This window comes from Dehalococcoidia bacterium, assembly GCA_025054935.1.
Lineage (GTDB): Bacteria > Chloroflexota > Dehalococcoidia > SpSt-223 > SpSt-223 > JANWZD01.
Genome location: JANWZD010000006.1, coordinates 115,297 through 138,044, shown reverse-complemented (window position 1 = coordinate 138,044; position 22,748 = coordinate 115,297). Strand labels below are relative to the sequence as shown.

The 22,748-nt window shown below is 67.7% G+C and carries 20 protein-coding genes and 1 pseudogene; 10 read left to right on the top strand and 11 right to left on the bottom strand.

Features of this window, described 5'->3' with window-relative positions; translation table 11 throughout:
- Positions 1–13: 13 nt before the first annotated feature.
- From NZ773_08820 to NZ773_08785, 8 genes are read right to left on the bottom strand one after another with little or no spacing between them, the layout of a single operon-like run.
- A complete protein-coding gene (locus NZ773_08820; protein ID MCS6802026.1) occupies positions 14–2,674 on the bottom strand; it encodes a glycosyltransferase family 39 protein in 2,661 nt (886 codons plus the stop codon).
- Positions 2,671–3,441, bottom strand: coding sequence for a hypothetical protein (locus tag NZ773_08815; GenBank protein MCS6802025.1), 771 nt, complete (start codon positions 3,439–3,441; stop codon positions 2,671–2,673). Before NZ773_08815 ends, NZ773_08820 begins: the two co-directional genes overlap by 4 nt.
- Positions 3,438–5,840, bottom strand: coding sequence for a DUF2723 domain-containing protein (locus NZ773_08810; protein MCS6802024.1), 2,403 nt, complete (start codon positions 5,838–5,840; stop codon positions 3,438–3,440). The genes NZ773_08815 and NZ773_08810 overlap by 4 nt, the downstream gene beginning before the upstream one ends.
- Before the next feature lie 29 nt (positions 5,841–5,869).
- Positions 5,870–7,042 (bottom strand): glycosyltransferase family 4 protein, encoded by a 1,173-nt coding sequence (locus NZ773_08805; GenBank protein MCS6802023.1) that lies wholly within the window; start codon positions 7,040–7,042, stop codon positions 5,870–5,872.
- A 3-nt stretch (positions 7,043–7,045) separates the two neighbouring features.
- Positions 7,046–7,996 (bottom strand): glycosyltransferase family 2 protein, encoded by a 951-nt coding sequence (locus NZ773_08800; protein ID MCS6802022.1) that lies wholly within the window; start codon positions 7,994–7,996, stop codon positions 7,046–7,048.
- Entirely contained in the window at positions 7,996–8,751 is a 756-nt protein-coding gene (locus tag NZ773_08795) for a glycosyltransferase family 2 protein (protein MCS6802021.1), read from the bottom strand. The genes NZ773_08800 and NZ773_08795 overlap by 1 nt, the downstream gene beginning before the upstream one ends.
- Entirely contained in the window at positions 8,748–9,689 is a 942-nt protein-coding gene (locus tag NZ773_08790) for a glycosyltransferase family 2 protein (protein ID MCS6802020.1), read from the bottom strand. Before NZ773_08790 ends, NZ773_08795 begins: the two co-directional genes overlap by 4 nt.
- Positions 9,689–10,882 (bottom strand): hypothetical protein, encoded by a 1,194-nt coding sequence (locus tag NZ773_08785; GenBank protein MCS6802019.1) that lies wholly within the window; start codon positions 10,880–10,882, stop codon positions 9,689–9,691. Before NZ773_08785 ends, NZ773_08790 begins: the two co-directional genes overlap by 1 nt.
- 393 nt (positions 10,883–11,275) lie before the next feature.
- Here NZ773_08785 and NZ773_08780 point away from each other — a divergent pair, with 393 nt between their 5' ends.
- The 5 genes from NZ773_08780 to hisB are packed head-to-tail and all read left to right on the top strand — an operon-like array spanning position 11,276 to position 16,585.
- Positions 11,276–12,481 carry an ATP phosphoribosyltransferase regulatory subunit gene (locus NZ773_08780; GenBank protein MCS6802018.1) on the top strand — a complete coding sequence of 402 codons (1,206 nt, stop codon included), beginning with the start codon at positions 11,276–11,278 and terminating at the stop codon, positions 12,479–12,481.
- Positions 12,478–13,512, top strand: coding sequence for an ATP phosphoribosyltransferase (gene hisG, locus NZ773_08775; GenBank protein MCS6802017.1), 1,035 nt, complete (start codon positions 12,478–12,480; stop codon positions 13,510–13,512). Before NZ773_08780 ends, hisG begins: the two co-directional genes overlap by 4 nt.
- A 9-nt stretch (positions 13,513–13,521) precedes the next feature.
- Positions 13,522–14,868, top strand: coding sequence for a histidinol dehydrogenase (gene hisD / locus NZ773_08770; GenBank protein ID MCS6802016.1), 1,347 nt, complete (start codon positions 13,522–13,524; stop codon positions 14,866–14,868).
- Entirely contained in the window at positions 14,865–15,980 is a 1,116-nt protein-coding gene (gene hisC, locus NZ773_08765) for a histidinol-phosphate transaminase (GenBank protein MCS6802015.1), read from the top strand. Before hisD ends, hisC begins: the two co-directional genes overlap by 4 nt.
- Positions 15,980–16,585: an imidazoleglycerol-phosphate dehydratase HisB gene (gene hisB, locus NZ773_08760; protein ID MCS6802014.1), complete on the top strand. Its 606-nt coding sequence runs from the start codon at positions 15,980–15,982 to the stop codon at positions 16,583–16,585. The genes hisC and hisB overlap by 1 nt, the downstream gene beginning before the upstream one ends.
- Here hisB and NZ773_08755 read toward each other — a convergent pair.
- Positions 16,582–16,866 carry an SH3 domain-containing protein gene (locus NZ773_08755; GenBank protein MCS6802013.1) on the bottom strand — a complete coding sequence of 95 codons (285 nt, stop codon included), beginning with the start codon at positions 16,864–16,866 and terminating at the stop codon, positions 16,582–16,584. The two genes, hisB and NZ773_08755, sit on opposite strands and share 4 nt — an antisense overlap.
- 285 nt (positions 16,867–17,151) lie before the next feature.
- Between NZ773_08755 and NZ773_08750 the strand changes: the two genes are divergently transcribed.
- Both NZ773_08750 and NZ773_08745 read left to right on the top strand, forming a co-directional pair.
- Positions 17,152–17,760 carry a hypothetical protein gene (locus NZ773_08750; protein MCS6802012.1) on the top strand — a complete coding sequence of 203 codons (609 nt, stop codon included), beginning with the start codon at positions 17,152–17,154 and terminating at the stop codon, positions 17,758–17,760.
- 79 nt (positions 17,761–17,839) lie between these two features.
- Positions 17,840–18,118 (top strand): hypothetical protein, encoded by a 279-nt coding sequence (locus NZ773_08745; GenBank protein ID MCS6802011.1) that lies wholly within the window; start codon positions 17,840–17,842, stop codon positions 18,116–18,118.
- Between the two features lie 78 nt (positions 18,119–18,196).
- On the opposite strand, the gene NZ773_08740 is transcribed toward NZ773_08745, so the two are convergent.
- On the bottom strand, positions 18,197–19,348 hold the full coding sequence (locus NZ773_08740; protein MCS6802010.1) for a trypsin-like peptidase domain-containing protein: 1,152 nt from the start codon (positions 19,346–19,348) through the stop codon (positions 18,197–18,199).
- Between the two features lie 581 nt (positions 19,349–19,929).
- Between NZ773_08740 and ssb the strand changes: the two genes are divergently transcribed.
- The 3 genes and pseudogenes from ssb (at position 19,930) to NZ773_08725 (ending at position 22,081) form a co-directional block, all read left to right on the top strand.
- Positions 19,930–20,328, top strand: a complete 399-nt coding sequence (gene ssb / locus NZ773_08735; GenBank protein ID MCS6802009.1) for a single-stranded DNA-binding protein — start codon at positions 19,930–19,932, stop codon at positions 20,326–20,328.
- A gap of 29 nt (positions 20,329–20,357) precedes the next feature.
- Positions 20,358–20,621: pseudogene (gene rpsR / locus NZ773_08730) on the top strand (30S ribosomal protein S18).
- A gap of 263 nt (positions 20,622–20,884) precedes the next feature.
- Complete coding sequence (locus tag NZ773_08725) at positions 20,885–22,081, top strand: SurA N-terminal domain-containing protein (GenBank protein ID MCS6802008.1); 1,197 nt, start codon at positions 20,885–20,887, stop codon at positions 22,079–22,081.
- A gap of 257 nt (positions 22,082–22,338) precedes the next feature.
- Here NZ773_08725 and NZ773_08720 read toward each other — a convergent pair whose 3' ends face one another.
- Positions 22,339–22,587, bottom strand: a complete 249-nt coding sequence (locus tag NZ773_08720; GenBank protein MCS6802007.1) for a hypothetical protein — start codon at positions 22,585–22,587, stop codon at positions 22,339–22,341.
- Between the last annotated feature and the right edge of the window lie 161 nt (positions 22,588–22,748).

Here is a 22,748-nt window from a genome sequence, read left to right as displayed (position 1 = left end):
GCTCGGCTAGCGGTCACGGCGCAACCTGCACGCTGTCGCCGCTGCCCGTCGGCACGCGCTCAAGGGTCGCGGGGTCGTAGAGTCCGACGATGATCCGCCCAGGCGCATCCGAGGCGATCCGGCGGATGTCGTCGAAGCGCAGCCCCGGCGTCCAGCGGCTGGTCGGGGCAGCGCCGTTCGCCGGCAGGCCGTCCGCTTGGGCGACGATCCGGCCGGCCTCGTCGAGCAGGTGGACGAAGACGGCCAGTTCCTGGTCGACCTCGCGCTCGGCCTGCCAGAGCAGCCGCACCTCGGTCGCCCCGCCCTCGCGCCGGATCGTCGCGCCTACGAGGGTCGCAATGTCGCCGAACCGCGCCTCAATGATCTGGGCAGGCGGCGCGGGGGCCGGCAGAGGGGGCGCCGCCACAACCTCGATCGTCTCGATGGTGACCCGGCTGCCCTCGCCGGCGACCCAGAGCGCGTACCGCCCGGGAGGGAGGGTTGGCGGAACGCGCAGCGTAAGGTCGCGCCGCTCGACCGCGCCAGCGGGCAGGCCGCCGACGCGGCTCGCGATGGCGCGGTCGGCAAGGCCGAGGCGGATCGTCGCTGCGGCCCCGTCGGCGAGCGGCTGCCAGAAGGTCGTGATCTCGAGCCGGTCGCCTTGGCGGCGCGGGCCGGGCGCCACGCTCACCCCGACGAGACGGATGCCGGGCTCCACCTCAATGGCAAGCGGTCGGTCGGCATCGACCGCGGCCGGGTCGAAGCGCGGCGTCTCGGCACTGACGCGAACAGTCCCCAGCCGCAGCAGTCCGCCCGGCGCGGGGGCAGTCGGGACGAGCGGCGCGCCGGTCGCAGCGGCGTAGAGGCCGACCGCCAGTTCATATTCGCCCGCCGGCGTTCCCGGCGGAACGAGCAGCCCGACCCGGTCCGTCAAGGCGCGCCCCTTGGGCCAGCCGGCGGTCGGGGCGTTGCGCGGGGCGCGGTCGCTGACGGCAAAGCGGCGCCCCGCGCGGTCGCGGAGCACGAGCAGCCGGCGAACCTCCTCCTCGACTGGCTCGAGCGCCATCCAGCGAAGGTCAACGCGCAGCACGTCGCCTTGGCTCGCTGTGGTCCGGTCGATTGCCCAGCTGTCAAGCTGGAGGATGCCGCCGAAGGCGGTGCCGCTCGGCTGCAGCGGCGCGGTGCCGCTTGGGGAGGCAAACAGGAGGAGTCGGACACTGCGGTCGATCCAGCGGTCGAGCGCGAGATACGCATTGTCCGTCAGCCAGCGCTCGACTATGACGTCGGTGTCGCTGTTCCACCACGGCACGAACCAGACGCGCTCGTGAACGGCAGTGAAGCGCCGCAGCATTTCCTCGATCTCCTGCCGCCGCTCTTTCCCCGCGAAGGGCGGGATATACTCCCCAGGCCCGCCAGGATGGTAGAAGCCGAACAGCCATTTCATGCCGTCGTGACCGTAGACGATGCCGTCATTCGGGCGCTCGCGCGCCGCGACGAAGCGCGCCGCAGCGCGCCAATCGGCGTTGGCATAGCGGGGATCGGTGAGCAGGCGGTCGACCCCCACCCCCTGAACGAGCAAGACGCTCGCAGCAAGGGCGACACCCGCCGGCGCGAGCCAGCCGCGCAGTGCCGCGATCACGGCGGCAGCAAGTAGCAGAAAGGCGGGGCTGGCGATGATCAGATAGCGGGGCATGAAGAGCGGCCGCTGGAGCGAGGCGACATAGATGATCGTGATGGGAACGAGCAGCAGCAGCGTCAGCAGCAGCGCGGCGCGGCGGTCACAGCGGAAGGCGGCGACCGCTCCGCCGGCAGCGAGCGCTACCGCGAAACCGGCGGCGACGCTGTTCCACGGCGCATCAGGGGTCCATGGCCCGGTGAGGAAGACCTGCAGGCAGCGTGCCACTGCCTGCGGCCACGACCCGATGCCGCTCTCGCCGGTCGCCCAGCCGTATCCCTCGTACGCCGTAATGACGATGAGGCCAGGGAGCAGCCACGGGAGGTAGAGCAGCGTGATCCCTGCCCCAGCAGCGGCGAACTGGAGCACGATGCGGCGGTTTGCGGGGAGCAGCGTCAGCACCCACAGGCCGTGGGCGATCAGCGCCAGTCCGCCGTAGTAGTGGGTGTAGAGCGCTGCCGCACCCAAAAGGGCGTAGGCCGTCCAGCCGGCGACGCTTGGCCGGCTGAGTTGCCGCCAGAGGACAAGGGTCGCGCCGAGGGTGAGTGCCACGAGGAGGGGATACATGCGGGCGTCGCGCGCTTGATCGACCTGGAGCGGGTTCAGGGCGATCAGGGTCATCGCGACAACCGCGGCAGCCGGGCTGAGCAGCCGCCGGGCGAGCGCGCCGACGAGCGGGATCGCGAGCGCGCCCAGCAGCGCCGAGAGCGCCCGGGTCGCCAGCTCGCGCTCGCCGGCGAGGCGCACCCAGCCGTGGAGCGCGAGGTAATAGAGCGGCGGGTGGGGGTCGTTCTCGGCGAGCCAGCCGGGGATCGCCGCGGCGGGCATCCGCGCCACGGTGACGCTCACCATCTCGTCGCCCCAGTAGGAGGGCTCCCCCGTCGCGACGATCCGCAGCGCAAAACCGGCAAGAACAAGCCCAACCGCCGCCCAGGCGATGATGCCGACGCTCGACGGCCGGCGCGCCGCCACCGCCGTCTCGGCCGGCACCGTGCGCGGGGACGCTGCAGCGCTCATCATCCGTCCGGCCAGGCGACGGTGAGCTGGGCCCAGAGTTGAGCCGAGGCAGCGGCGTGGATGGCGACGACGCCCCACGCGGCGGCGAGCAGCCCGACCAGCGTCCAGCTCGGCGCTCCCGGCCACCCGAAGCGCCAGAGGAGCAGGCCGAAGATCGAACAGAACAGCGTCATGAGGGCTCCGCCGGCAACGAGGACGGGGATCAGCGTTCCGGCTTCGCTGAGTCGCGAGCCCATGACGACAAGCCACGTGAGCGGCGAGACGCGGTAGAACCGCTGGACCGCGACGATAGGCTGCCCTTCCCGATCAAGAACGAGGCGGAGAAACACTTCCGGCTGTTCCGGTGCGGCCGGCTCGACGACGACGCGATACGGAACACCGGCCGAGCGGGCGATCGGGGGCATTTCCATCCACACTGGTCCCGGCCCCGTAAGGGTCACCGTCCACCGCGCGACCGGGCGCTCCGGCTGACGCTCGTCGATCAGCGTGGTGCGGATGGCTGCCGGGGCGCTCTCGGCCGGCCGGGCGCGAACGTCGACCCAGCGCAGACCATCTGCTGCGCCGACGAAGCGGACCGTCGGCTGCGCCGAGACGGCGATTTCTCCCACCGTCGAGCCGGCCAGTTCGCTCAGTTCGACGCGCCCGGCGAGCAGCCAGAGCGGCAGCGCACCGACAAGCAGGATGATCAGGATCGCTGGGATGACGTTCGACCAATGGCGCCCTCGACGCGCCTGTCGGGCTGCGGCTGCCCGTCGCTTGGCAGTCGTCATGGCAGGCGCACCAGGCCGAGATCGATAAGGTCGGTTTCGCCGACGGGAAGCCGCGCGCCGCCAGGGCCATAGACCGCCGCGATCAGGCGATAATCGCCGGGCGGAAGGGCCGCCACCGGGACCCGGTGCGGATCTGGGACCACCTCGCCGGGGCGCCAGATCGTGGTTGGGTAGCTGCCGTCAAGGGGCTGGCTGTCACGCTGAGCGACCAGTCGCCCCGCTCCGTCGAGCAGCTGGACCGTGACGGTATAGTCGAGGTCCATAACGGCGTCGGCGCGCCAATAGAGGGTGACGGGAAGCGTCCCGCGGTCGGTGCGCTCCGAGCGGTCGTAGCCGATCAGGGTGAGCATGCCGCTGACAGAGACATGAGCAGGCGTCGCCGGCGCGACCGATGGCGTGCCGATCCCGACTCGGAAGGGGCCGAGCAGCGCGCGGTCGGCGGGGGGGCCGGCAGGGCTTTTCGCGACCAGCCGGTCGGTGGACCCTTCCGGATAGAGACCGACTTCGACCATATAGCGGCCCGGCCGCAGGTTCTTCGGCAGCAGCAAGCCGTGGGGGTCGAGGTGGCGCTCACCTGCTCTCCAGCGAGACGTCGGGTTCTCTGCCCGCAGCGGCTGCGAGTCCCAGCCGGCCGGGCTGCGCTCGGCGGCGTCAAGGAGGTGGACGAAGACCACGTAATCGGTTGTCACATCCTTCAGCACCCGCCATTCCAGCACGAGCGGAAACAATCCGCCGGGCTGCAACGTGTCGGTGATCGTCGACCACGCTGCGAGTTCGATTGCATCGCCGAAGACGATATCGCTCGTGCGCCGCAGCTGATAGTTCACCGGCTGCTCGAGGGCGCGCCAGAAGCCGAGCACCGGGATCAGCCGCCCCTCGGCAGCAAGGCCCGGCACGTAGTTCATCGAATAGCCCGGCCGTCCCTCAGCGAGCGCGGCGCGGAGGATCGGCTCCGGCTCGCCGTGGATGACGATCGTGTCGGGGCGGACGCCGGCGATGTAGCGCTGGTACTTGAGCTGCCAGATCTGAAGCCAATCGTCGTTGAGGACGAGGATCGCGCCGGGATCGAGCGCTTCGAGCAATTGGGTTGCCCGCAGTTCGTGCATGACATGGCCGCTCAAATCCTGGGTCGGGAAGTTCGCTTCTCCGACGGCGCGCGGGCCGACCCAGAAGGCGATCGCCGCGACGGCCGCTCCGGCGAGCGGGCTGAGGCGCCGTGACTGGCGCGCCGCTATTCCCCGGCTGAGGAGGGCGCCGCCGCCGCGGCCCAGCGCTTCAAGCGTGGCAGCAAGGCATGCTGCGAGCATCCAGAAGGTCGGTGCCATAAAGCCGGTGATGTCGCCGCCGTAAACGGGGATGTGAAAGGCGAGAATGCCAGCCCAGCCGACGCCGATGAGCACCGCGGCCCAGCGCGCTGGGACCACCCCGCCGCGCGGTATGCCGGCGGCGAGCAGCGGTAGCCCCGCGACAGCGAGCGGCGTCAGCAGCCCAAACTGTGCCGGCAGCATCGAGAAAACATAGTCTCGTGCTGAGACGACGGGGTCGCGGCTCATCAGAATGATCTGGGCGATCAGCGACGAGCCGGAGGCGCCGTAGTTGAGGGTCTCCCACCAGCTGTCGTAGCCGGGGATGCCGCGGATCGGGATGAAGAGATAGAGCAGCCACGGGAGCGCAAAGGCGATAATCACGCGCCAGTCGGGCCGGTAGCGGCGGAGCAGGTCGCGAGGCCGCGGCCGCCGGACCACAAACCAGAGCACGGCGAGCGCCGGGACGACGAGCAGCATGCCGCGGTGGTTGCCGAAACTGAGCCCGAGGACAAAAGCCGCAACCCAGAGCTCGACCCGGCCGACCGCCCACAGGGCAAAGAGAACGAACACTAGGCCGACGAAGAAGACGTGGAGCGCGTACACCTCGGCGATCGTCGCCCACGACCAGTTCGCCGGGGCGACGGCAAAAGCAAGCGCCCCGACTGCAGCCGGCAGCGGCCGCGCCCCAACGAGGCGAGCGAAGACGTAGGCCATCCCCACCGCGCCGGCGGCGCAGACGGCAGAGAGCAGATTGACGCGGTACGCCTCGTTGCCGAAGGGGAGAAAAGTGAACGCTTTGCCGAGGAAGACATAGAGCGGATAGCCGGTGGGATGCGGTACCGTCAGCGTCGTCAGCGCATACTGGAACTCGGCGGTGTCGCCGATCCCCACCGTCGGCAGCAGTGTCCGAACGTAGAGCGCTAGGGCGAGGAGTGCTGCGCCTAGGCCGAGCGCGGCATCAAGCGCGCGCGCCGCAGCCGCGCCAGAGCGCGCCCGCTGCGCCGCAGGACGCTGCAGCGCCGAGGGGGCAGCGTTAGCGGCCATCGTCCGCACGGCGGCCGCGCTCCGAACGGAAAAAGGGTCGAACCACACGCGCGCGCTCTGCCTGCATGGCGGTCCGCTCAATCATATCGGTCCCCGCCGAGCGTCTCTCGGTAAAGCTGCCGATGCTGCTCGGCAATCCTCTTCCAATCGAAAGCGGCTGCTGCCCGCGCCGCTGCCTCGCCGAGCCGAGCTCGCGCTGCTGGCTGCTCGCCAAGAAAGCGGATCGCTTCGGCGAGCGCCCGCGGGTCGCCGGGAGGAACAAGCCAGAGGTTCTCGCCATGGCGGAGCTCCGGCAGTCCCGCGACCGCGGCGAGGGCGCGTGACCCTGGCGGCGGCGCCGTCGTGATCGTCGCACAGCCGTTCGCGAGCGCAGCGATCAGCGTCGTCCGCCGGAACGAGGCGCCATCATGGTAGGGGAGCACAACCAGATCGCACGCTTGGAGGAGATGCGACAGCTCGGCGAGCGGAACCTTCCCCGACCACGCCACGCGCTGCTCCAGCCCGGCCGCTGCGATCGCCGCCCGCGCGCGTTCGGCCGCGACCGCGTTCTGAGGGTCGCTCGCTCCTGCTGCTGCGCCGATGAAGGCGAGCCGAGCGCGGGGGAGCGCCGCCACCGCCGCGATCAGCGTCTCGACGCCCTTTGTTGCGCCCATCAGGCCGAAATGGCCGACGAGCAGGTCGTTCTCATCCGCGCCGAGCCGTGCCCGCGCCGCCTGCCGCTCGCGCGCGGTCACGGGCTGGCGGGGCACATTGTTCCCAAGCGGGATCAGGCGGACCAGCGGCTGGCCGTAGCCGGCGATGACCTGCCAGTCGGCGGCGTTGGTGCAGAGAGCGGCGCGCGAGTCGCGGGCAAGGACGGCGTTTGCCCAGCGGCGGAGCGGCCCTGCTTTGGGGAAAAGATACGGCTGGCGGGTGTCGTGGAAGGTGGTGAGGCACGGGGTGGGACGGAGAAGCGCAGGAAGAAAGCTGATCGCGCCGCGCAGCGCGTAGGCGGCGGCCTGATATTGGATATGGACAAGATCGGGCGCGCGGCGGCGAATAGCGCGAATGACGGCAGGAAGGCGGCGGAACCCCCAGCCAGGTACGGCGTCGACCCCGTGGCACGCTCCGCTCGCGAGCGCCCGGCGGTCGGTCAGCACCGCGACAGTCTCACCACTCTCCCGCAGCGCAGCGACGAGCCGCGCCGTGTAGTCGGCGATGCCGCCGACCATCGGCGGGTATTCGCCTGTTACCATGCAGACGGTTGCCATCAGCTACCCAGCAGAGACGCTCGCTTCACGGCTCCATCGCCTCGTCACGACGCGGCTGAGTTCACTGATCCGGCGAGTGCGGAGCGGCCGCTTGTGGCCGAGCACCCACTTTCCTGCTTCCTCGGCCAGCTGCTCGAGGAAGAGGAGCCGCAGCCACACCCCAAGGACGCGGGCGAGGGCCGTGCCGTGATAGCGCTCGGCATACCGCAGCTTGCTCGCCGTGAAGCGAAGGTGACGGGCGGCGATGTTCTGCTCGCTGCTCTTCCCGGAATGGTGGATGACCCGCGCCTCGGGAATATAGGCGGCGCGCCAGCCCCGAGCGGCTGCCCGGCGGAACCAATCCGTCTCCTCGAAATACATGAAGTAGCCTTCGTCGAGCGGTCCAACGTCGTCCCAGGCGCTCCGCCGGATCATCACTGCCGCGCCAACAAGCCAGTCGGGCTGCGCGCGCGCGGAAGGCGGCACGTCATCGAAGTAGTAGCGGCGGATCGCTCGGCGCGCCAGCGCGCCCTGCAGCGGCGTGCTTTCAACGAAGAGCGTCGCCGGAGTTGGGAAGCGGCGGCGCGACGACTGTGTCGAGCCGTCGCTTGCAATCAGCTGCGGCCCGACCGCGCCGAGCGTCGGGTCGTTGCGGAGCGCCCGCGTCAGCAGCCGGAGCGCGCCCGGTTCGACGACGGTGTCCGGATTGAGCAGAAAGAGGGCGCGGCCCGAGGCGACGCTCGCCCCGAGGTTCGTACCGCCCGCAAAGCCCGGGTTGTGCGGCGCTTCGATGAGCCGGACACCCGGATAGCGCGCTTTCACCATCGCGACGGAACCGTCGCGCGAGCCGTTGTCAACGACGATGATCTCGTTCGGCGCATCATCAGCGGCGCGACCGTGGAGCGAGGCGAGGCAGGCGTCGAGCAGGTCGCGGACGTTCCAGTTGACGATCACGACCGACAGATCGAGGGTCATCAGGCATTCTGCTCCAAGCGCCGCACCAGAAGCAGCGTTACCAGCTCGTACCAAGCGAGCAGCCCGGCAAGGAAGAGGCCGAGGAGACCGTCGCGATAGCCGTGCCACTGGATGAAACGCCGGTGGAAGGCACGCGCCGGCTGGGCGAGCAGATGATGCGGACGCACCCGCTCGCCACGCCGAACGCGGTCGAGCGCGTCCTGCTGGGCGTAGCGCCACTGCTTGACGAACAGCTGGCGGAGGTGCCGATAGTTGTAGTGGATGATCGGGCTCGTCAGTTCGCCAGCAGGACCGTCGAGGCGAGCGACTTCGTGAACGCCCTGGGCTGGGTCGTAGCGCGCGCGCTCGCGACGGAGCAGGCGGAGCTGCTTGTCCGGCCACCAGCCCCCGCCGCGCATCCGGTGGCCGAGGATGATATTGCGGCGCGGGATCCAGAACCCTGCCTCCGGCCGCTCGAGCGCGGCCCGCGCCTCGGCGGCGAGCTGCCGACTAATCCGCTCATCGGCATCGAGAAAGAAGACCCACTCTGTCTCCGCCCAGTCGAGCGCGGCATTGCGCTGCTCAGCGAAGTTGGTGAACGGGCGGTGCTCAACGCGCGCGCCGCTACGGCGCGCGATCTCGACCGTCCGGTCTCGGCTGCCGCTATCAATCACCAGCAGCTCGTCCGTCCAGGCGAGGCTGCGGAGGCAGCCGGCGATAGTTGTCTCCTCGTCGCGCGCGATCACGGCGCCGGTCACGCGGGGCGTTGGAGTCATAGCGGTAGTCTGCCTCCTTCTGCACGCTCGGCGGCAGGCGGGGCCGGGGGTGCCTCGCGCAGCCGCTCGTCTGCCGTAGCCGGTGTTCCGGCCTCCGCGTCGGCGCGGCGCGGGGAGGCCGCTTTCCTGAAACGCTCGTCGCCGATCCCCCAGCGGACCAGCCAGCGGTAGAGACGGCGGGTGAGCGGGCCGTGGTAGCGGTCGTAGAGCAGGAGGCGGCTGCGGTACAACTCGACGAACATCTCGTCGCGCCGCTGCCCCGTGCTCTGGCCGCCGAAGTGGGTCACTCGGGCGGCCGGCACAGCGAAGATCCGCCAGCCTGCACGTTTGATCCGCCAGCACCAGTCGACCTCCTCGCAGTACATGAAGAAGGCAGGATCGAGCAGACCCACCTCGTCGATAACAGCGCGCCGGACGACGAAGCAGGCGCCGAGCGGATGATCGATTTCGAAGGGGACTGTGCCGCCCTGACGATAGCGGCCGTTCAGCCGGCTGTGGAGCAGCCGCGGCGGGACTGGCACGAGGTCGAGGACGGCTTGCGCGAGCCCCGGAAAGCGGAAGGCCGAGTGCTGGTAGCTGCCGTCGGGGTTGAGCAGCTGCGGTCCGGCGACCGCTGCGTCCGGCGTCCGCTCCAGAAACTCGACCAGCACGGTCAGCGCCCGGTCGTGCACCACCGTGTCCGGATTGAGCAGGCAGACGTAGCGCGCCCGGGTTTGCGCGAGCGCGAGATTGTTTCCGGCCGCGAAACCGAGGTTCTCCTCGGGGCAGAGCAGGTGAACGGCTGGAAACTCCGCCTGCACCATCTCCCGCGAGCCGTCGCTCGAGCCGTTATCGACGACCCAAATCTCGGCGGGCGCATCGGCCGCGAGCGAGCGCAGACAGCCGCGCAGCAGCTCGCGGGTGTTGTACGAGACGATCACGACGGCGAGATCGAGCATCAGTAGTTGACGATAATTGTTTTGAGTCCCACTTCGCCGCCGGGGAAGCCGACGCCGCCCTGCTCGACCGCTGCCCAGACACGAAATTCGCGCTGACGGGGCAGGACCGTGATCGTCCCGGTGATGACGGCTTCTTCGCCGGGCAGCAGTTCGCGGTCGAGGTCCTCGAACAGCCCCCAACGGATGGGATAGGGACTACCGGCAGTATTCCAGCTGACAGCGACGCGCCAGCGGCCGGGACGCTCGTAGTACTTGGGCGTGCCCGTTTCGTCGGTCCAGTAGTTGAACGTCTGGTCGGTCCGGTAGTGGGTGCCGGGGGGCGGCCCCATCGTCTTGATCGGCACCTCCCCGAAATTGCGGACGTGGATCGTCACGTTGAGCGTTCCCCCGATGGGGATCGCAGTCGGAGTGAACTCAACCCGGGTGATCCGCAGGTCGGGTTTGCCAGCGCCGCGGACGACGAGGGTGCGGACCTCCTCAGAGACATTGCCCGCCTTGTCGAACGCTTGGACGTGGATGGTGTACGCTCCATCGGGAACAAGCCGGCCGCTGGCAGTTCCGTTCCAGTAATGGGTATAGAGCGCCGCTTTGCGCGGCGTGCGCTCGTCGATCAGGATCACCCGCCCGTTTGCATCCTTCGCGAACACGACCACCTCGGCGTCTTTTGAGATGCCGTAGGAGATGATCGCCTCGTCATCCACGCCGTCGCCGTTCGGCGAGATCTCGACGACCTCGGCGCTCCGGGTTGCCACTTGCCCTGCTGCGCCGGGGAGGGAGAGGACGAGGTTGGTGATCATCACCGGGCGATGGTCGCCGTTGACGAGGGTGACCTGTCCCGTCGCTTCGGCCCGCTCGCCGGCGAGGTCTTCGGCAATGACAGTGAAGGTGTACGGGCCGTCCGGCATCACGCGCCGCGTCGCCTTGCCGTCATCGACCGGCGCAACGCCATTGAAGCGCGCCTGGTAGCTGCCGGCCGAGCGAGGCTCCCGGTCGCGGAAGAGGTACTCGCGTCCCGCTCCATCTCGGAAGAGAATAGAGACAAACGCCTGGCGGCCGACGGTATAGGTGATGATCGCCTCATCGTCGATCGAATCGCCATTCGGCGAGATCACCGGCGCGGAGATCGCGACCCCGGAGAGCAACGGTGTCGGCTGGCAGCCGGCCGAGACAGGAAGCAGGGTCGAAAGTAGCAACGCGATGAGTGGCGCTCGCGGGAGCACGAAGCCTCCAGGGGCCGAGAAGGCCGCTGAATCGTACACAACGGCTCGGCGGCTGACGACAAGTTCCGCTTCTGGCCGAAACCGGCCGCGGCCGACGAACGGCCGTTCCGACGCGGCACGCCCATCGTGGCGCCTCTCGGCGGGCGCCGCTTGCCGGAGCGGCCCGCATGTTCCTGTCCGTTCTTCGCGGTCGCAGAGTGCAGGGGGACTGCCGGCTGCGGCATCGTCCGCCGCTTCACCTAAGGGAGACGCCGCTGCATACTCGGGAACGCGACCGGCGCCCACTGTTTGTCTGCGAGCGCCTCGCGCCGGTACAATCGGTCAAATGGAAACGACTGAGCAGCCTCGGTCGGGAGTGCCGTCCTCGTGAATCGTGTCCGTGGTGCCCGCGATTATCTGCCGCCGGAGCATGCTGCTCGCCAGCGAATTCTCGATGCGTTCCGGACGTGGTTTGAAGAGCACGGATACGCTGGGGTTGAGCTGCCGATCATTGAGCCGACCGAACTCTACGTCCGCAAGGGAGGCGGGGGGCTCCTCACTCGGCTGTACTCCTTTGTGGAGCCGGACGGCACCCGCGTCAGTCTGCGCCCGGAGTTCACTGCCTCGGCGGTGCGCGCTTACCTCGCCGGCGTTCAGCCTGCCGGCGCAGCGGTCCGCTGGCACTACGCAGGTCCAGTGTTCCGCTTCGATCCGCGGGCGGAGATGCGGATCTGGACTCAGGCCGGCGTGGAGGCGATCGGGCTGTCTGGCGTGGAAGCCGATGCCGACCTGCTGGGGCTGGCGGCGGGCGGCCTGCGCCGGCTCGGCGTTGGGGGATGGCGGCTCGTTCTGGGGCATGTCGGGGTCTTCGGTGAGGCGATAGGCGGGTTCGGCCTCGGAGAGCGGACGACGGCGACGATCGTGGCGGGGATCGACCGGTTGCGGCTGCCAGCGGGACGAGAGGAGCTGCGAACACGCCTCAATGAGCTTGGCCTGACCGCGAGTGACCCCGATGCCGCGAAAGTAAAACAGGCGATCCAAGGGCTTGGCGACGAGCAGGCGCGGACCGTTGTGCGCGGCTTGCTCAGCAGCATGAATATCGACCTGCTCGGCGGCCGCCATCCGGATCAGATTGTGGGGCGGCTGCTGCGCAAGCTGGGCGGCTGGGACGACCCGGCGACGGTCGAGCGAGCGCTGCAGTTTGCCGGCCGCTTTGCCGCGCTTCACGGCGCGGCCGAGCCGACCATCCAGCGGGCGCGCGCCCTTCTTGCCGCCGAGGGGCTCGCTGCTCCTTCCTTGAGCGACTTAGAGGCGTTGGTCGCTGCCGCGCGGCGCGGGGGAGTAGAGGAAATCGACGTCGATTTCGGCCTGTCGCGCGAGTTGGGCTACTACACGGGCTTTGTCTTCGACATCCGTCATCCCCACGACGGTGGGCAGCCCCTCTGCGGCGGCGGACGCTACGATGGGCTGGTCCGCGCGCTCGGCGGCCCCGATGTCCCTGCTGCCGGCTTTGCCTATAACGTCAACGCTCTCGCTGAGGCGCTGCGTGAGACGGCGAGCGCCTTCGCGGCGGCGCGGGCAGGCTGCGCATGACCTGCTCGCTTCGCATCGTCTTGCCGAGCAAAGGCGAGATGGAGGCGCCGACGCTCAGCTTCTTGGCCGCAGCCGGCCTGCCCGTCTTGCGCCCAAATCCTCGTCAGTATCAGGCGACGATCCCGGCCGTGCCGAACGCGTCCGTCGTCTTTCAGCGCGTCGATGATGTCGTTACCCAAGTGGCGGACGGCAGCGCCGACATCGGGATCACCGGCTTGAACAACGTTCGCGAGAGCCAGCGCGGCCGCGACTCCCTCGTCATCGTCATCGACGATCTCGGCTACAGCAACTGCGAACTGGTGCTCGCCGTTCCCGATGCGTGGATCGACGTGACGACTATCGGGGACCTCGCGGATGTCGCGCTTGAATTCCATGAGCGCGGGCGCGACCTCCGGATCGCGACGAAGTACCGCAACTTGACGAGCGAGTTTCTGCTGCAGAACGGGATCACGCACTTCACGCTCGTCGACTCGCAGGGAGCAATGGAGGCAGCGCCGAATATCGGCAACGCAGACTTGATCGCCGACCTCACCTCAAGCGGCACCACCCTCCGCGAGAACCATTTGAAGACAATCATCGGCGGGACGATCCTCCGCTCCCAAGCCTGCCTGATCGCCAATCGGCGGACGCTGCGCGCCTGCCCCGAACGCTTAGCAGGGGTCCGCAAAGTTCTCGAACTGATCGAGGCGCGCCGCCGCGCCACCGGCTTTCTGCGCATCACCGCTAATATTCGCGGGGAGTCCGAAGAGCAGGTGGCGGAGCAGATTTGGGCGCGGCCCGAACTTGCGGGCCTCGCCGGGCCGACGGTGAGCCGGGTGTATGGCCAAGGCCCCGACCGGTGGTACGCCGTTGCGATCGTCGTCCGCGAGGACTTCCTGCTTGAGGCGGTCGAACACCTGCGGGCGGTTGGAGGCAGCGGCGTGACCGTCCTCCCGGCGACTTATGTCTTCGAAAGCCGTTCTCTCCACTACGAGCGCTTGCTTGACGAGTTAGACCTTCCTTCCGCTGCGCCGGTGCGCGCGCGGTCTTGAGGACGAAGCATGACAACCACTGAGCGCGGCATCCGCGTGTTCGTCGACCTCGCTGAGGCGCGCCGTCAGCTCATCGAGCGCACGCCGATGGAGGCAGTTGCCCTCCCCGAGAGCGTGCGTGCCCGCATCCGCGAGCAGTGGGGCGAGGAACTGAGCGCCGACGAAGTTGTCGACCGGATCCTGACCGCGGTTCGAGTCGATGGCGACCATGCCTTGATTGACCTTGCACGCCGCATTGACGGTGTCGCCCTTTCCTCGCTTGAAGTTGGGCGCGACGAGATCGAGCGCGCGTACGCGGCCCTCGACGCCGCCGTCGTTGAAGCGCTGCGCTTCGCGGCAGCGCGGGTGCGCGCCTTCCATGAGCGGCAGCGGCGGAACAGCTGGATCGACTTCGAGGAGGGCTACGGTCAACTCATCCGCCCTCTCGATCGCGTCGGCATCTACGTGCCGGGCGGCACAGCAGCCTACCCCTCAACGGTGATTATGTCCGCAGTTCCGGCGCGGGTCGCCGGGGTTCGCGAGGTTGTGCTGACGTCGCCCTGCGGGCGGGACGGCTCTCTCCCGGCGACAACGCTGGTCGCGGCAGATATCGCCGGGGTCGATCGGATCTTTCGGGTCGGCGGCGCGCAGGCAATCGGCGCGCTGGCGTTCGGCACGGAGAGCGTGCCGCGCGTAGATAAAATCCTCGGTCCGGGCAACCTGTTTGTCACTCTTGCCAAACGGAAGGTGTATGGGCTGGTCGCGATTGACGCGCTCGCTGGCCCAACGGAGACGATGATCATCGCCGATGGCCACGCCGACCCGTCGCTCTGCGCCGCGGACCTGCTCGCGCAGGCCGAGCACGATATCTTAGCCCAGCCGATCCTGCTGACGGACTCGCGCGTCCTCGCCGAGCAGACGGCCAAGGAGATCGAACGCCAGCTGCCGCAGCTCGATCGGGCGCCAATCGCGCGCGCTGCAGTCGCTGACCGCGGCGGGATCGTCGTCACCCCCGACCTCGCCACAGCGTTCGCGCTGATGAATGAGTACGGTCCTGAGCATCTCTGCCTTCATCTGCGCGACCCGTGGCAGTGGCTGCCGGCGGTCAAAAATGCGGGGGGGGTGTTTGTCGGCGAGCATTCAACGGAAGCGCTCGGCGATTATGTTGTAGGGCCGAGCCACGTGATGCCGACGGGAGGAACGGCGCGCTTTAATTCGCCCCTCACCGTCGATGATTTTGTCAAGCTGATCAGCGTGATCGCGCTCAGCAAGGAGAAGATGGCGGCGCTCATCCCGGCCACCGCGACGCTCGCGCGCGCGGAAGGATTGACGGCCCATGCGCGCTCGGTCGAAATTCGCGCGGAGCGGGAGGCGTGACCCAGACCCAGCTTGACCTCGCGCGGCTGATGCGCCCGCACTTGCGCGCGGCAGAGCCGTATCATCCGGTGCCTTCGCTCGCCGCGCTCAGCGCTGAGCTGGGCATTCCTGCCGACCAGATCGCGAAGCTCGACGCGAACGAAAATCCGTACGGGCCGTCGCCGCGCGTGCTCGAAGCGCTCGCGGCCTACCGCGGCTACCACCTCTACCCCGACCCGCTCCATAACGACCTGCGGCGGGCGGTCGCTGACTACCTCGGAACGGCGCCGGAGCGGGTCGTGTTGGGCGCCGGCGCCGACGAACTGATCGATCTCCTCTGCCGGCTCTTTCTCGCTGCCGAGGACGAGGCGATTGATCTAGTGCCGACCTTCGGAATGTACCGCTTCTCGATCGAGAATGCCGGCGCGGTCTACCGCCCGGTCGCGCGGCGCCCGGATTTCACTGTCGACGTGGCGGCGGTTCGCGCTGCCATCACGCCGCGCACTAAGCTGATCTGGGTCGCCGCGCCGAACAACCCGACCGGCACGCCCCTCGATCGCGCGAGCGCGGTGGCGCTGGCTGAGCTGGGCGTCCCTCTCGTGATCGATGAGGCATACGCCGAGTTCAGCGGCACAACGCTGCTCGACCTGACCGCGCGCTACGACCACGTCTTCCTCTTGCGCACCTTCAGCAAGTGGGCGGGCTTGGCAGGCCTTCGGGTCGGCTACGGCGTCTTCCCGCCGGTCGTTGCTGAGACCCTGCTGCGGATCAAACCGCCCTACAACGTCAATGTGGCGGCGGCGGTGGCTGCCCGTGCTGCCCTCGACGATGCCGACTATCGTGCCCGGACGATCGGCGCTCTGCTCGCCGAGCGCGCCCGCGTGGCCGCCACCCTCGCCGCCTGCCCCTATCTTCGTCCGGTCGAGAGCGCGGCGAATTTCATCTTCTGTTCTGTCGTCGGCGCCAGCGCGCGCGCCTTGCGCGATGCGCTGCGTCGTCGGGGGGTGCTTGTCCGGTATTACGATACCCCCTTGCTCGCGAATGCGCTCCGGGTGAGCGTAGGGCGGCCTGAAGATACCGACCGGCTGGCAGCCGCGCTCGCGACCATCCTGCCGGAGGAGGTTGCCGCCTGATGAGTGCGCCGCGCCGAGTGGCAGAACGCCGCCGAACGACGGCCGAGACGACTGTCGAAGTGCGCCTCGATCTTGATGGCGGCGGCCATGCCGACATTGCAACTGGCATCGGTTTTCTTGATCACATGCTCGCCCAGCTTGCGCGGCACAGCGGCATCGATATGACGATCCGCGCCTCGGGCGACCTTCACGTCGATGCGCATCACACAGTCGAGGATGTCGCGATTGTGCTTGGGCAGGCCCTCCTTGAGGCGGCAGGCGACCGCAAAGGGATTCGCCGCATGGGCCACAGCATCATGCCGATGGATGAGTGCTTAGTCCTCGTTGCGGTTGATCTGGGCGGCCGAGGCAAGGCAGTGATCGACCTGCCGTTCGCGACGGACCGGCTGGGGTCGCTGCCGACCGACCTGATCCCGCATTTTCTCGAGAGCTTCGCCGCTGAGGGGCGCTTCAATCTCCACTGTCGGCTGCTTGTCCCCGGCAATGACCATCACCGGGCAGAGGCGGCGTTCAAAGGCCTCGCGCGCGCGCTCTCCGACGCTCTGACCGAAGATCCGCGGCGCGCTGGCGCGCTGCCCTCGACAAAGGAGTACCTCGAGGCCTAGCGGCGGATCCAGCCGGAGTAGACCCAGCCCGCCTCGCCGCCATCGGCAGGTTTGACGAGATACCATTTCGAGGGAGAAGGCCCGCTTGGGTCGAGGATCTCGCCTCCGGCGCTGTCGATCAGCTTCAGCCGCGTGCCCGGACGCACCATCTGCACCCGGGGCGAGGTCATCCGCGGCGCTTCGCGCAGCGCAAATTCGTGCATCGCCCATCCGTATTGAGTCGAGTCTGGGCCGGCGATGCGGGCAAGGGCGCCGGAGGCGGTGAGATCGAAAAGGAGCACGACCGACAGGATTGCGATGAAGGCGAGCGCAACGCGGCGGCGGAGGTCGCTCCCGCGCGATCCGAAGCCTCGATACGACGCGTACGATGCCGTAGGCCCCTCCAAGTGCGACGCGGCGGTTGTCTGCGGCGAACAGCCTAGTCCGGACGGACTGCGATTGCTAGCACTTCACGAGGAAAAATCCGTGGAATCGCGCGCATGCCTGCCTGCGCCGCAAGGCCTGAAGGTGGTTGTTCCGCTGCTTGCTCGGTTCTAGAATCGCAGTGGGTGAAGAGAGGCGCCGAGATGGCCGTTCGACGAGAATGTGGCACCTGCCGCCACTTCCGGCGGTCGCCCGTGCGTGCTCTCGGTTGGTGCGTCAATCCGAAGCTGAAGACGGTGCGCGAGCGGCAGGTTGTCAACCGGACCGAGCTCGCCTGCAGCCGCCGGCTGTTCGATTTCTGGGAGCCGAGACGCGCGACGTTCCAGATAGCGCCGCTTCCGAATCTCGGGCCGCTTCCCCTGAGCAAGGTCGCGGGGGGTGTCGCGATGGCAGGCGCCTCGCTCCTGCTGCTGGTTGTCCTCAGCGCGGTGACCTTTGCGACCCTTTTCGCTCGACCGCACACCGCTGCGCCGTCCCCAACTCCTGCAGCAGCGCAGGTAGCGCCGACGCCAGTTCCCAGTCCGACGCCGGCGGTCATCCGGGTCAAGATCGGCAACACCGACGGGCTCGGCGCCTACCTGCGGCCGGAGCCAAGTCTCCAAGCCCGCGGGATCGTCGCTTGGCCGGATGGTTCTGTCCTCGAGATTGTGGGCCCAGACCGCCAGTTCGATGGGAGGGTCTGGCGCAACGTGAAAGACCCGCGCGGCAACGTGGGCTGGATTCTGCGGGAATATCTTCTCCCTGCAGAGTAGAGCCCTTACCAGTTGTTTACAGAAGTCAAACCCCTTCCTTACGTCATGCCTCCATACTTGTCGAGATAATGCAAGAGAGATGGCGCCGAAAGCGCGCAGTGATGCGATGATGGGAACCGATGTGAACGATGTGGCGTGGTATTACCTCGACGGACGCGGGGCGCGGATCTTTCGTCCCGGCGAATTGATCCGTTCCGGTGACCGGCTGGGAACGTATGGCGGCCGTGACGTGATCTATCGGGAGCGGGACGGGACCGTGGTCAGCATTCAGTACGATGTCTGGCGAGACCAAGTGATCCTCGGCGTCGCCGTCCCTGCTTGGCGAGGTGAGCCGGCGCCGACCTTTGGCTTTGCCTAACCGTCGCGTTCCTCGAAACTGAGCGCCCCGCTCGGGAGTGCCGGCGGGGCGCTCTCTTTGGGCGGGCGTGCTTGTCGGCTAGGAGGTCGTCGGCCACGCTTGGAGCGTCACTTGCGCTGACTGTGGTCGCCCCCCGCGCGTGAACTCGACGGTGACCGTCTGGCCGACCCGCTGCTCTTCCAGCACCCTGCGCAGTTCATTGACATCGCGCACCGGCTTGCCCGCGACGGAGGTGATGATGTCGCCGCGGCTGAGGCCGGCGCGTGCAGCGGGCGAGCCGGCGATCACCTCTGCGATTTCGACCCCGCTGCTGTTTGGCTGCGCCGTCGCCGCGGTGATGCCGAGCCAGGCGTGCTGGATCACCTCCCCGGCGATCAGCCGCGGAAGAATGCGCTTTGCGGCATTGATCGGGACAGCGAAGCCGATGTTCTGAACGCCGGTGCTGCCGAGCGTGGTGATGCCGATCACTTCGCCGCGGCCGTTCAAGAGCGGACCGCCAGAGTTGCCGGGATTGATCGCGGCGTCGGTCTGGATCAGACCGCTCAGCGGTCGCCCGCTGCCGGAGCCGGCGGTGCGGTCGATGCCAGAGACGATCCCCGCCGTGATCGAATAGCCAAGGCCTTGCGGACTGCCGATCGCGACAGCGACTTCACCCGGCTTGACGAGATCGGAGTCGGCGAGCGGCAGCGGCGGCACTTCTGCCGGCACGCGCGCCTGAAGAAGCGCCAAATCGCCGGCCGGGTCGCGCCCGAGAACGCGCGCCTCGATCTCGGTGCCGTCATTGAAGCGGACGGTAATCCGGCTTGCGCCGTCGATGACATGGTTGTTGGTCAGGATGCGGCCCTCGTGGTCGATAACGAAGCCGGACCCGATCCCGCCGCCGCGTCCGCCGCGCGCATTCACCTGAACGACCGACTTGACGGCGCGCTCGTAGATGGCGGTGAGATCGGAATTGGGGGCGACGGCGACCGCCTGCACCTGCACCGGATTGGGCACGGCAATAGTGCTCGCTCGGCCGGCTGCGGCCCGCGAGGCGAGGAAGCTGCCTGCTACTCCTCCAGTGATGCCGCCGATTGGCGCGCCGATCAGAAGGGTTCCGATCAGGAGCCCGATGCCAAGCGGTTTCCAGACACTCGTCCGTGGCTGGGCTGGCGGTGCTGCCGGCGGCATCGGCGGCGGCGATGCCGGCGTGCTGCTGCTCCAGAGTGGTTGCTGTTCCAGCTCCTGCATGGAAGGCGCTCCTTGGTGTTCATTTCCCTAACACATTCAAATGGTACGAGCAGTTTCTAAGCCATTGATAAGAGAGAGCGGATAAAGCGCTGAGAGTGATCCCGCCGCGATAGCCAAACGCATCTGATATACTTCGTTTGCGAGCCGACTGTTTCGCGCATACCCGCCGGCCTCCGGGCCGGCGCATCCTTTTCGCCCTTGCCCTGCAGTGGCAAGGGTAAACCCGTGAGGAGGAAGGCCCAGTTTGCCTAACTACGAAATGGTCTACGTCTTGCGGCCGACAATTCCTGATGAGGAGATCGATCAAACGGTCGGTCGTGTCACGAGTTTGATTGAAAGCCGTGGAGGAACAGTCCAGAAGACTGATATCTGGGGTCGGCGGCGCTTGGCATATCCCCTCCAGCACCATCGTGAGGGGATCTATGTGCTGACAAACTTTTCCTGCCCGCCTAATGCGACGAAAGAGATCGAAGGTCAGCTTCGTATCTCCGAAGATGTGCTTCGGCATCTCGTCATTCGGTTAGACAAGAGGTAAGGCGCTGGCGTTTGGCTGAGGAAGAAGAGCTCGCGGCGAGGAACCTATGGCTGGGCTCTGTAAAGTGATGATCATCGGGAATCTCGGGAAGGACCCGGAGCTTCGCTATACGCCGGCAGGCAAGCCGGTAACAACGTTCAATGTAGCCGTCAATCGGCTGGCGACGGGAGCTGACGGCGAGCGGCGCGAAGAGACCGAATGGTTTCAAGTGGTAACGTTCAGCAAACTTGCTGAGCGCTGCGACCAGCAGCTGACGAAAGGACAGCGGGTCTACGTTGAAGGCAAGCTCCAAACTCGGACCTGGGCGGGACCTGATGGCCAAGCGCGCAAGGTGCTCGAGGTGGTGGCGACCGATGTGATCTTTCTCGGCCAGCGGCGCCCGCCTCTCAGCAGCGGGGAGTTCCCGTCTGGAGACGACGCCGACGCCGACGAGAGTGACTACTAAGAGGCGAAAAGAAGCGAGGGATTGTCGCGATGGAAAACAGCGTGACGACAGAGCGCCAGAAGGCGAAAAGCCGGCGTGGAGATGGCTATCGGCGTTACTCGGCGCGCCGGAAAGTGTGCGCTTTCTGCGCGGACAAGAATCTGGTCATCGACTACAAGGACCCGTCGAAGCTGCGGCGCTTTCTTACCGACCGTGCCAAGATCGAGCCTCGTCGCAAGACGGGCACCTGCGCGCGGCATCAGCGCAAACTGACAACCGCGATCAAGCGCGCTCGCCTGCTGGCCATGCTGCCGTTCACGGGCGATCACATCCGCTGGTCGGGAGGAGTGGGGGTCCGACCGCCTGAGGAGCGGCGGCGCGCTCGAGATGAGCGCCGGCCGGCGGCCGCTCTCCGCGAGGTGGAAGAAGGCGAGGCTGCAGAGGTGCTTGAAGGAGACCTCGCGGAAGAGCCTGCTGACGAGAGCGCGCCGGCTGCTGCCAATCCAACCGGCGAGACTGAGCCGTAGGCTGAGTTAAAAGGATGCGGCGCGCTGCCGCGTCAAGGGCGAGATGAACCGTGCAACCGACACCGACCTCCTCCGGGTTCCTCAGCCGCCTTCGTAACCTCTTTCGCCGCCCCGAGGCGACAAAACGTCGGGGCAATCGGTACGCCTCCCGGTGGGAGCGCGAGCGACGGCTGCAGCAGCTTGCGATCGCTCTCAGCGTCGTCGCCATCCTCCTGGTGGTCGCGATCCCGCTTTTCGGCTACTACCGCGAAGTAGTCGCCCGGGGCCAAGAAGAGATCGCGCGGGTCAACGGGGTCGGCTTCAAGATGGATGACTACATCCGCCAGCTTCGCTACCGCCAGCGGCAGATCGACTCGCAGGCCGACCTGTTCAATCAGTTCGGGGGGCAGCAGTTTGCGCAGCAGATCGCGAGCCAGCGCTCAGTGCTGCCGACGCAGATCGTCTTCGACTGGGTCGATGATGAACTGGTGCGCCAGCTTGCGCCGAAGATGGGCATCGTCGTCACGCCGGAAGAGGTTGATGCGCAGCTGCGCAAAGACCTCGAACCGCTTCCCGCCCCAACCCCTGAGCCGACGATGGGGCCGGCCGACCCGTTCGCGACGCCGACACCGCAGCCCACTCCGACGCCGGTCCCGGCCCCCTTTGAGGAGCGGTACCGCAACGTTCTCTCCTTCTCGGGCCTGTCGGACGCCGAGTATCGCGAGCAAGTACGGACCCGCCTGTTGCGCCAGAAACTCGAAGAGAAGCTGAAAGCCGAGGTGCCGACCAGCGCCGAGCAGGTGCATCTCCGCGGCATTCTCCTCTCGCAGGAGTCGGAGGCGCGGGAGGTGCTCGAGCAGCTCCGAAACGGCGGGTCGTGGGAACAGCTTGCCGCGGAGAAATCGCTCGACTCGATGTCGCGCGACAAAGCCGGCGACCTGGGCTGGGTGGCCCGCGGGGTCAAAGACCTCGATTTCGATAAAGCAGCCTTCGGTTTGACTGGCTCTGGCATCGAAGGCCCCTTCAGCACGCGCTTGGGCTACTGGGTGCTCCAGCGGCTGGACGGACCGCAAGTCCGCGAACTCGACAGCGAGACCCTCGAGACCATACGGGGCAATGCCTTCTCCCGCTGGCTCGATGAGCAGAAGAAGAACGGTCAGAATGTGATCGAATATCGGATCACCTCTGATCGCCAGCTCTGGGCCCAAGACCGGATCGAGAAGGAAAAGACCGCCCAGCAGCGCCGGCTTGCGCAGCAGAACCGCTGATACGGCCAAAGACTGCCCGGCTTTCCTAGGCGCGAGAGTGCTCTAAGGCGGCTCCCCTGCTGCGCCAATGGCGGATGCGGGAAGCGCCGCGCCGAGGCGGAGCAGCTGCGCTGCAGCAGCCGTAGTGTCACCTGCGGCGCGAGAAGCCGGATGAGGGAAGAGCGCGCTGCTGCGCGCGGGAGCTGTCATGCCGTCTGCCACAGCCCAGCACCGGTCCCGGCGGCGCTGCTCGCCTCGTTCCGGACGGGGGAGCGCCGCTACGCTTCAGTGGTCAGCCCAGTTCGCTGGCGGGTGATGGGGGCGTTCCCAGCAGCAGCCGGCGCCGCACGCGCCCGTTCGCGATGGCATGAACATCGGCCGTTGGCGGCTGCTACGTCATTGATCGGATTTTTGTGCTCGGTGAAGTGAAGGACCGCCTGCTGCGTTGATCCCTTGCTTGGCTGGTTGGTATACTGCCGCAGGCGCCAGGTGTCGATCCGAGCTCCCGACTCGTGGAGGACGGTCATGGCGGTCAACCTTGGGCTATGGGTGTGTGCGGCCTGCGGGCGGGCGGTCCCCGGCGGTTATAGCCTCTGTCCTGCCTGCGGACGGGCGTGGACGGCGTCCTCACCGCTGCCTCCACCTCGCCGGCCGCGGCCGAGCGTCGGCCGGAGGTGAGCGCCGCTCC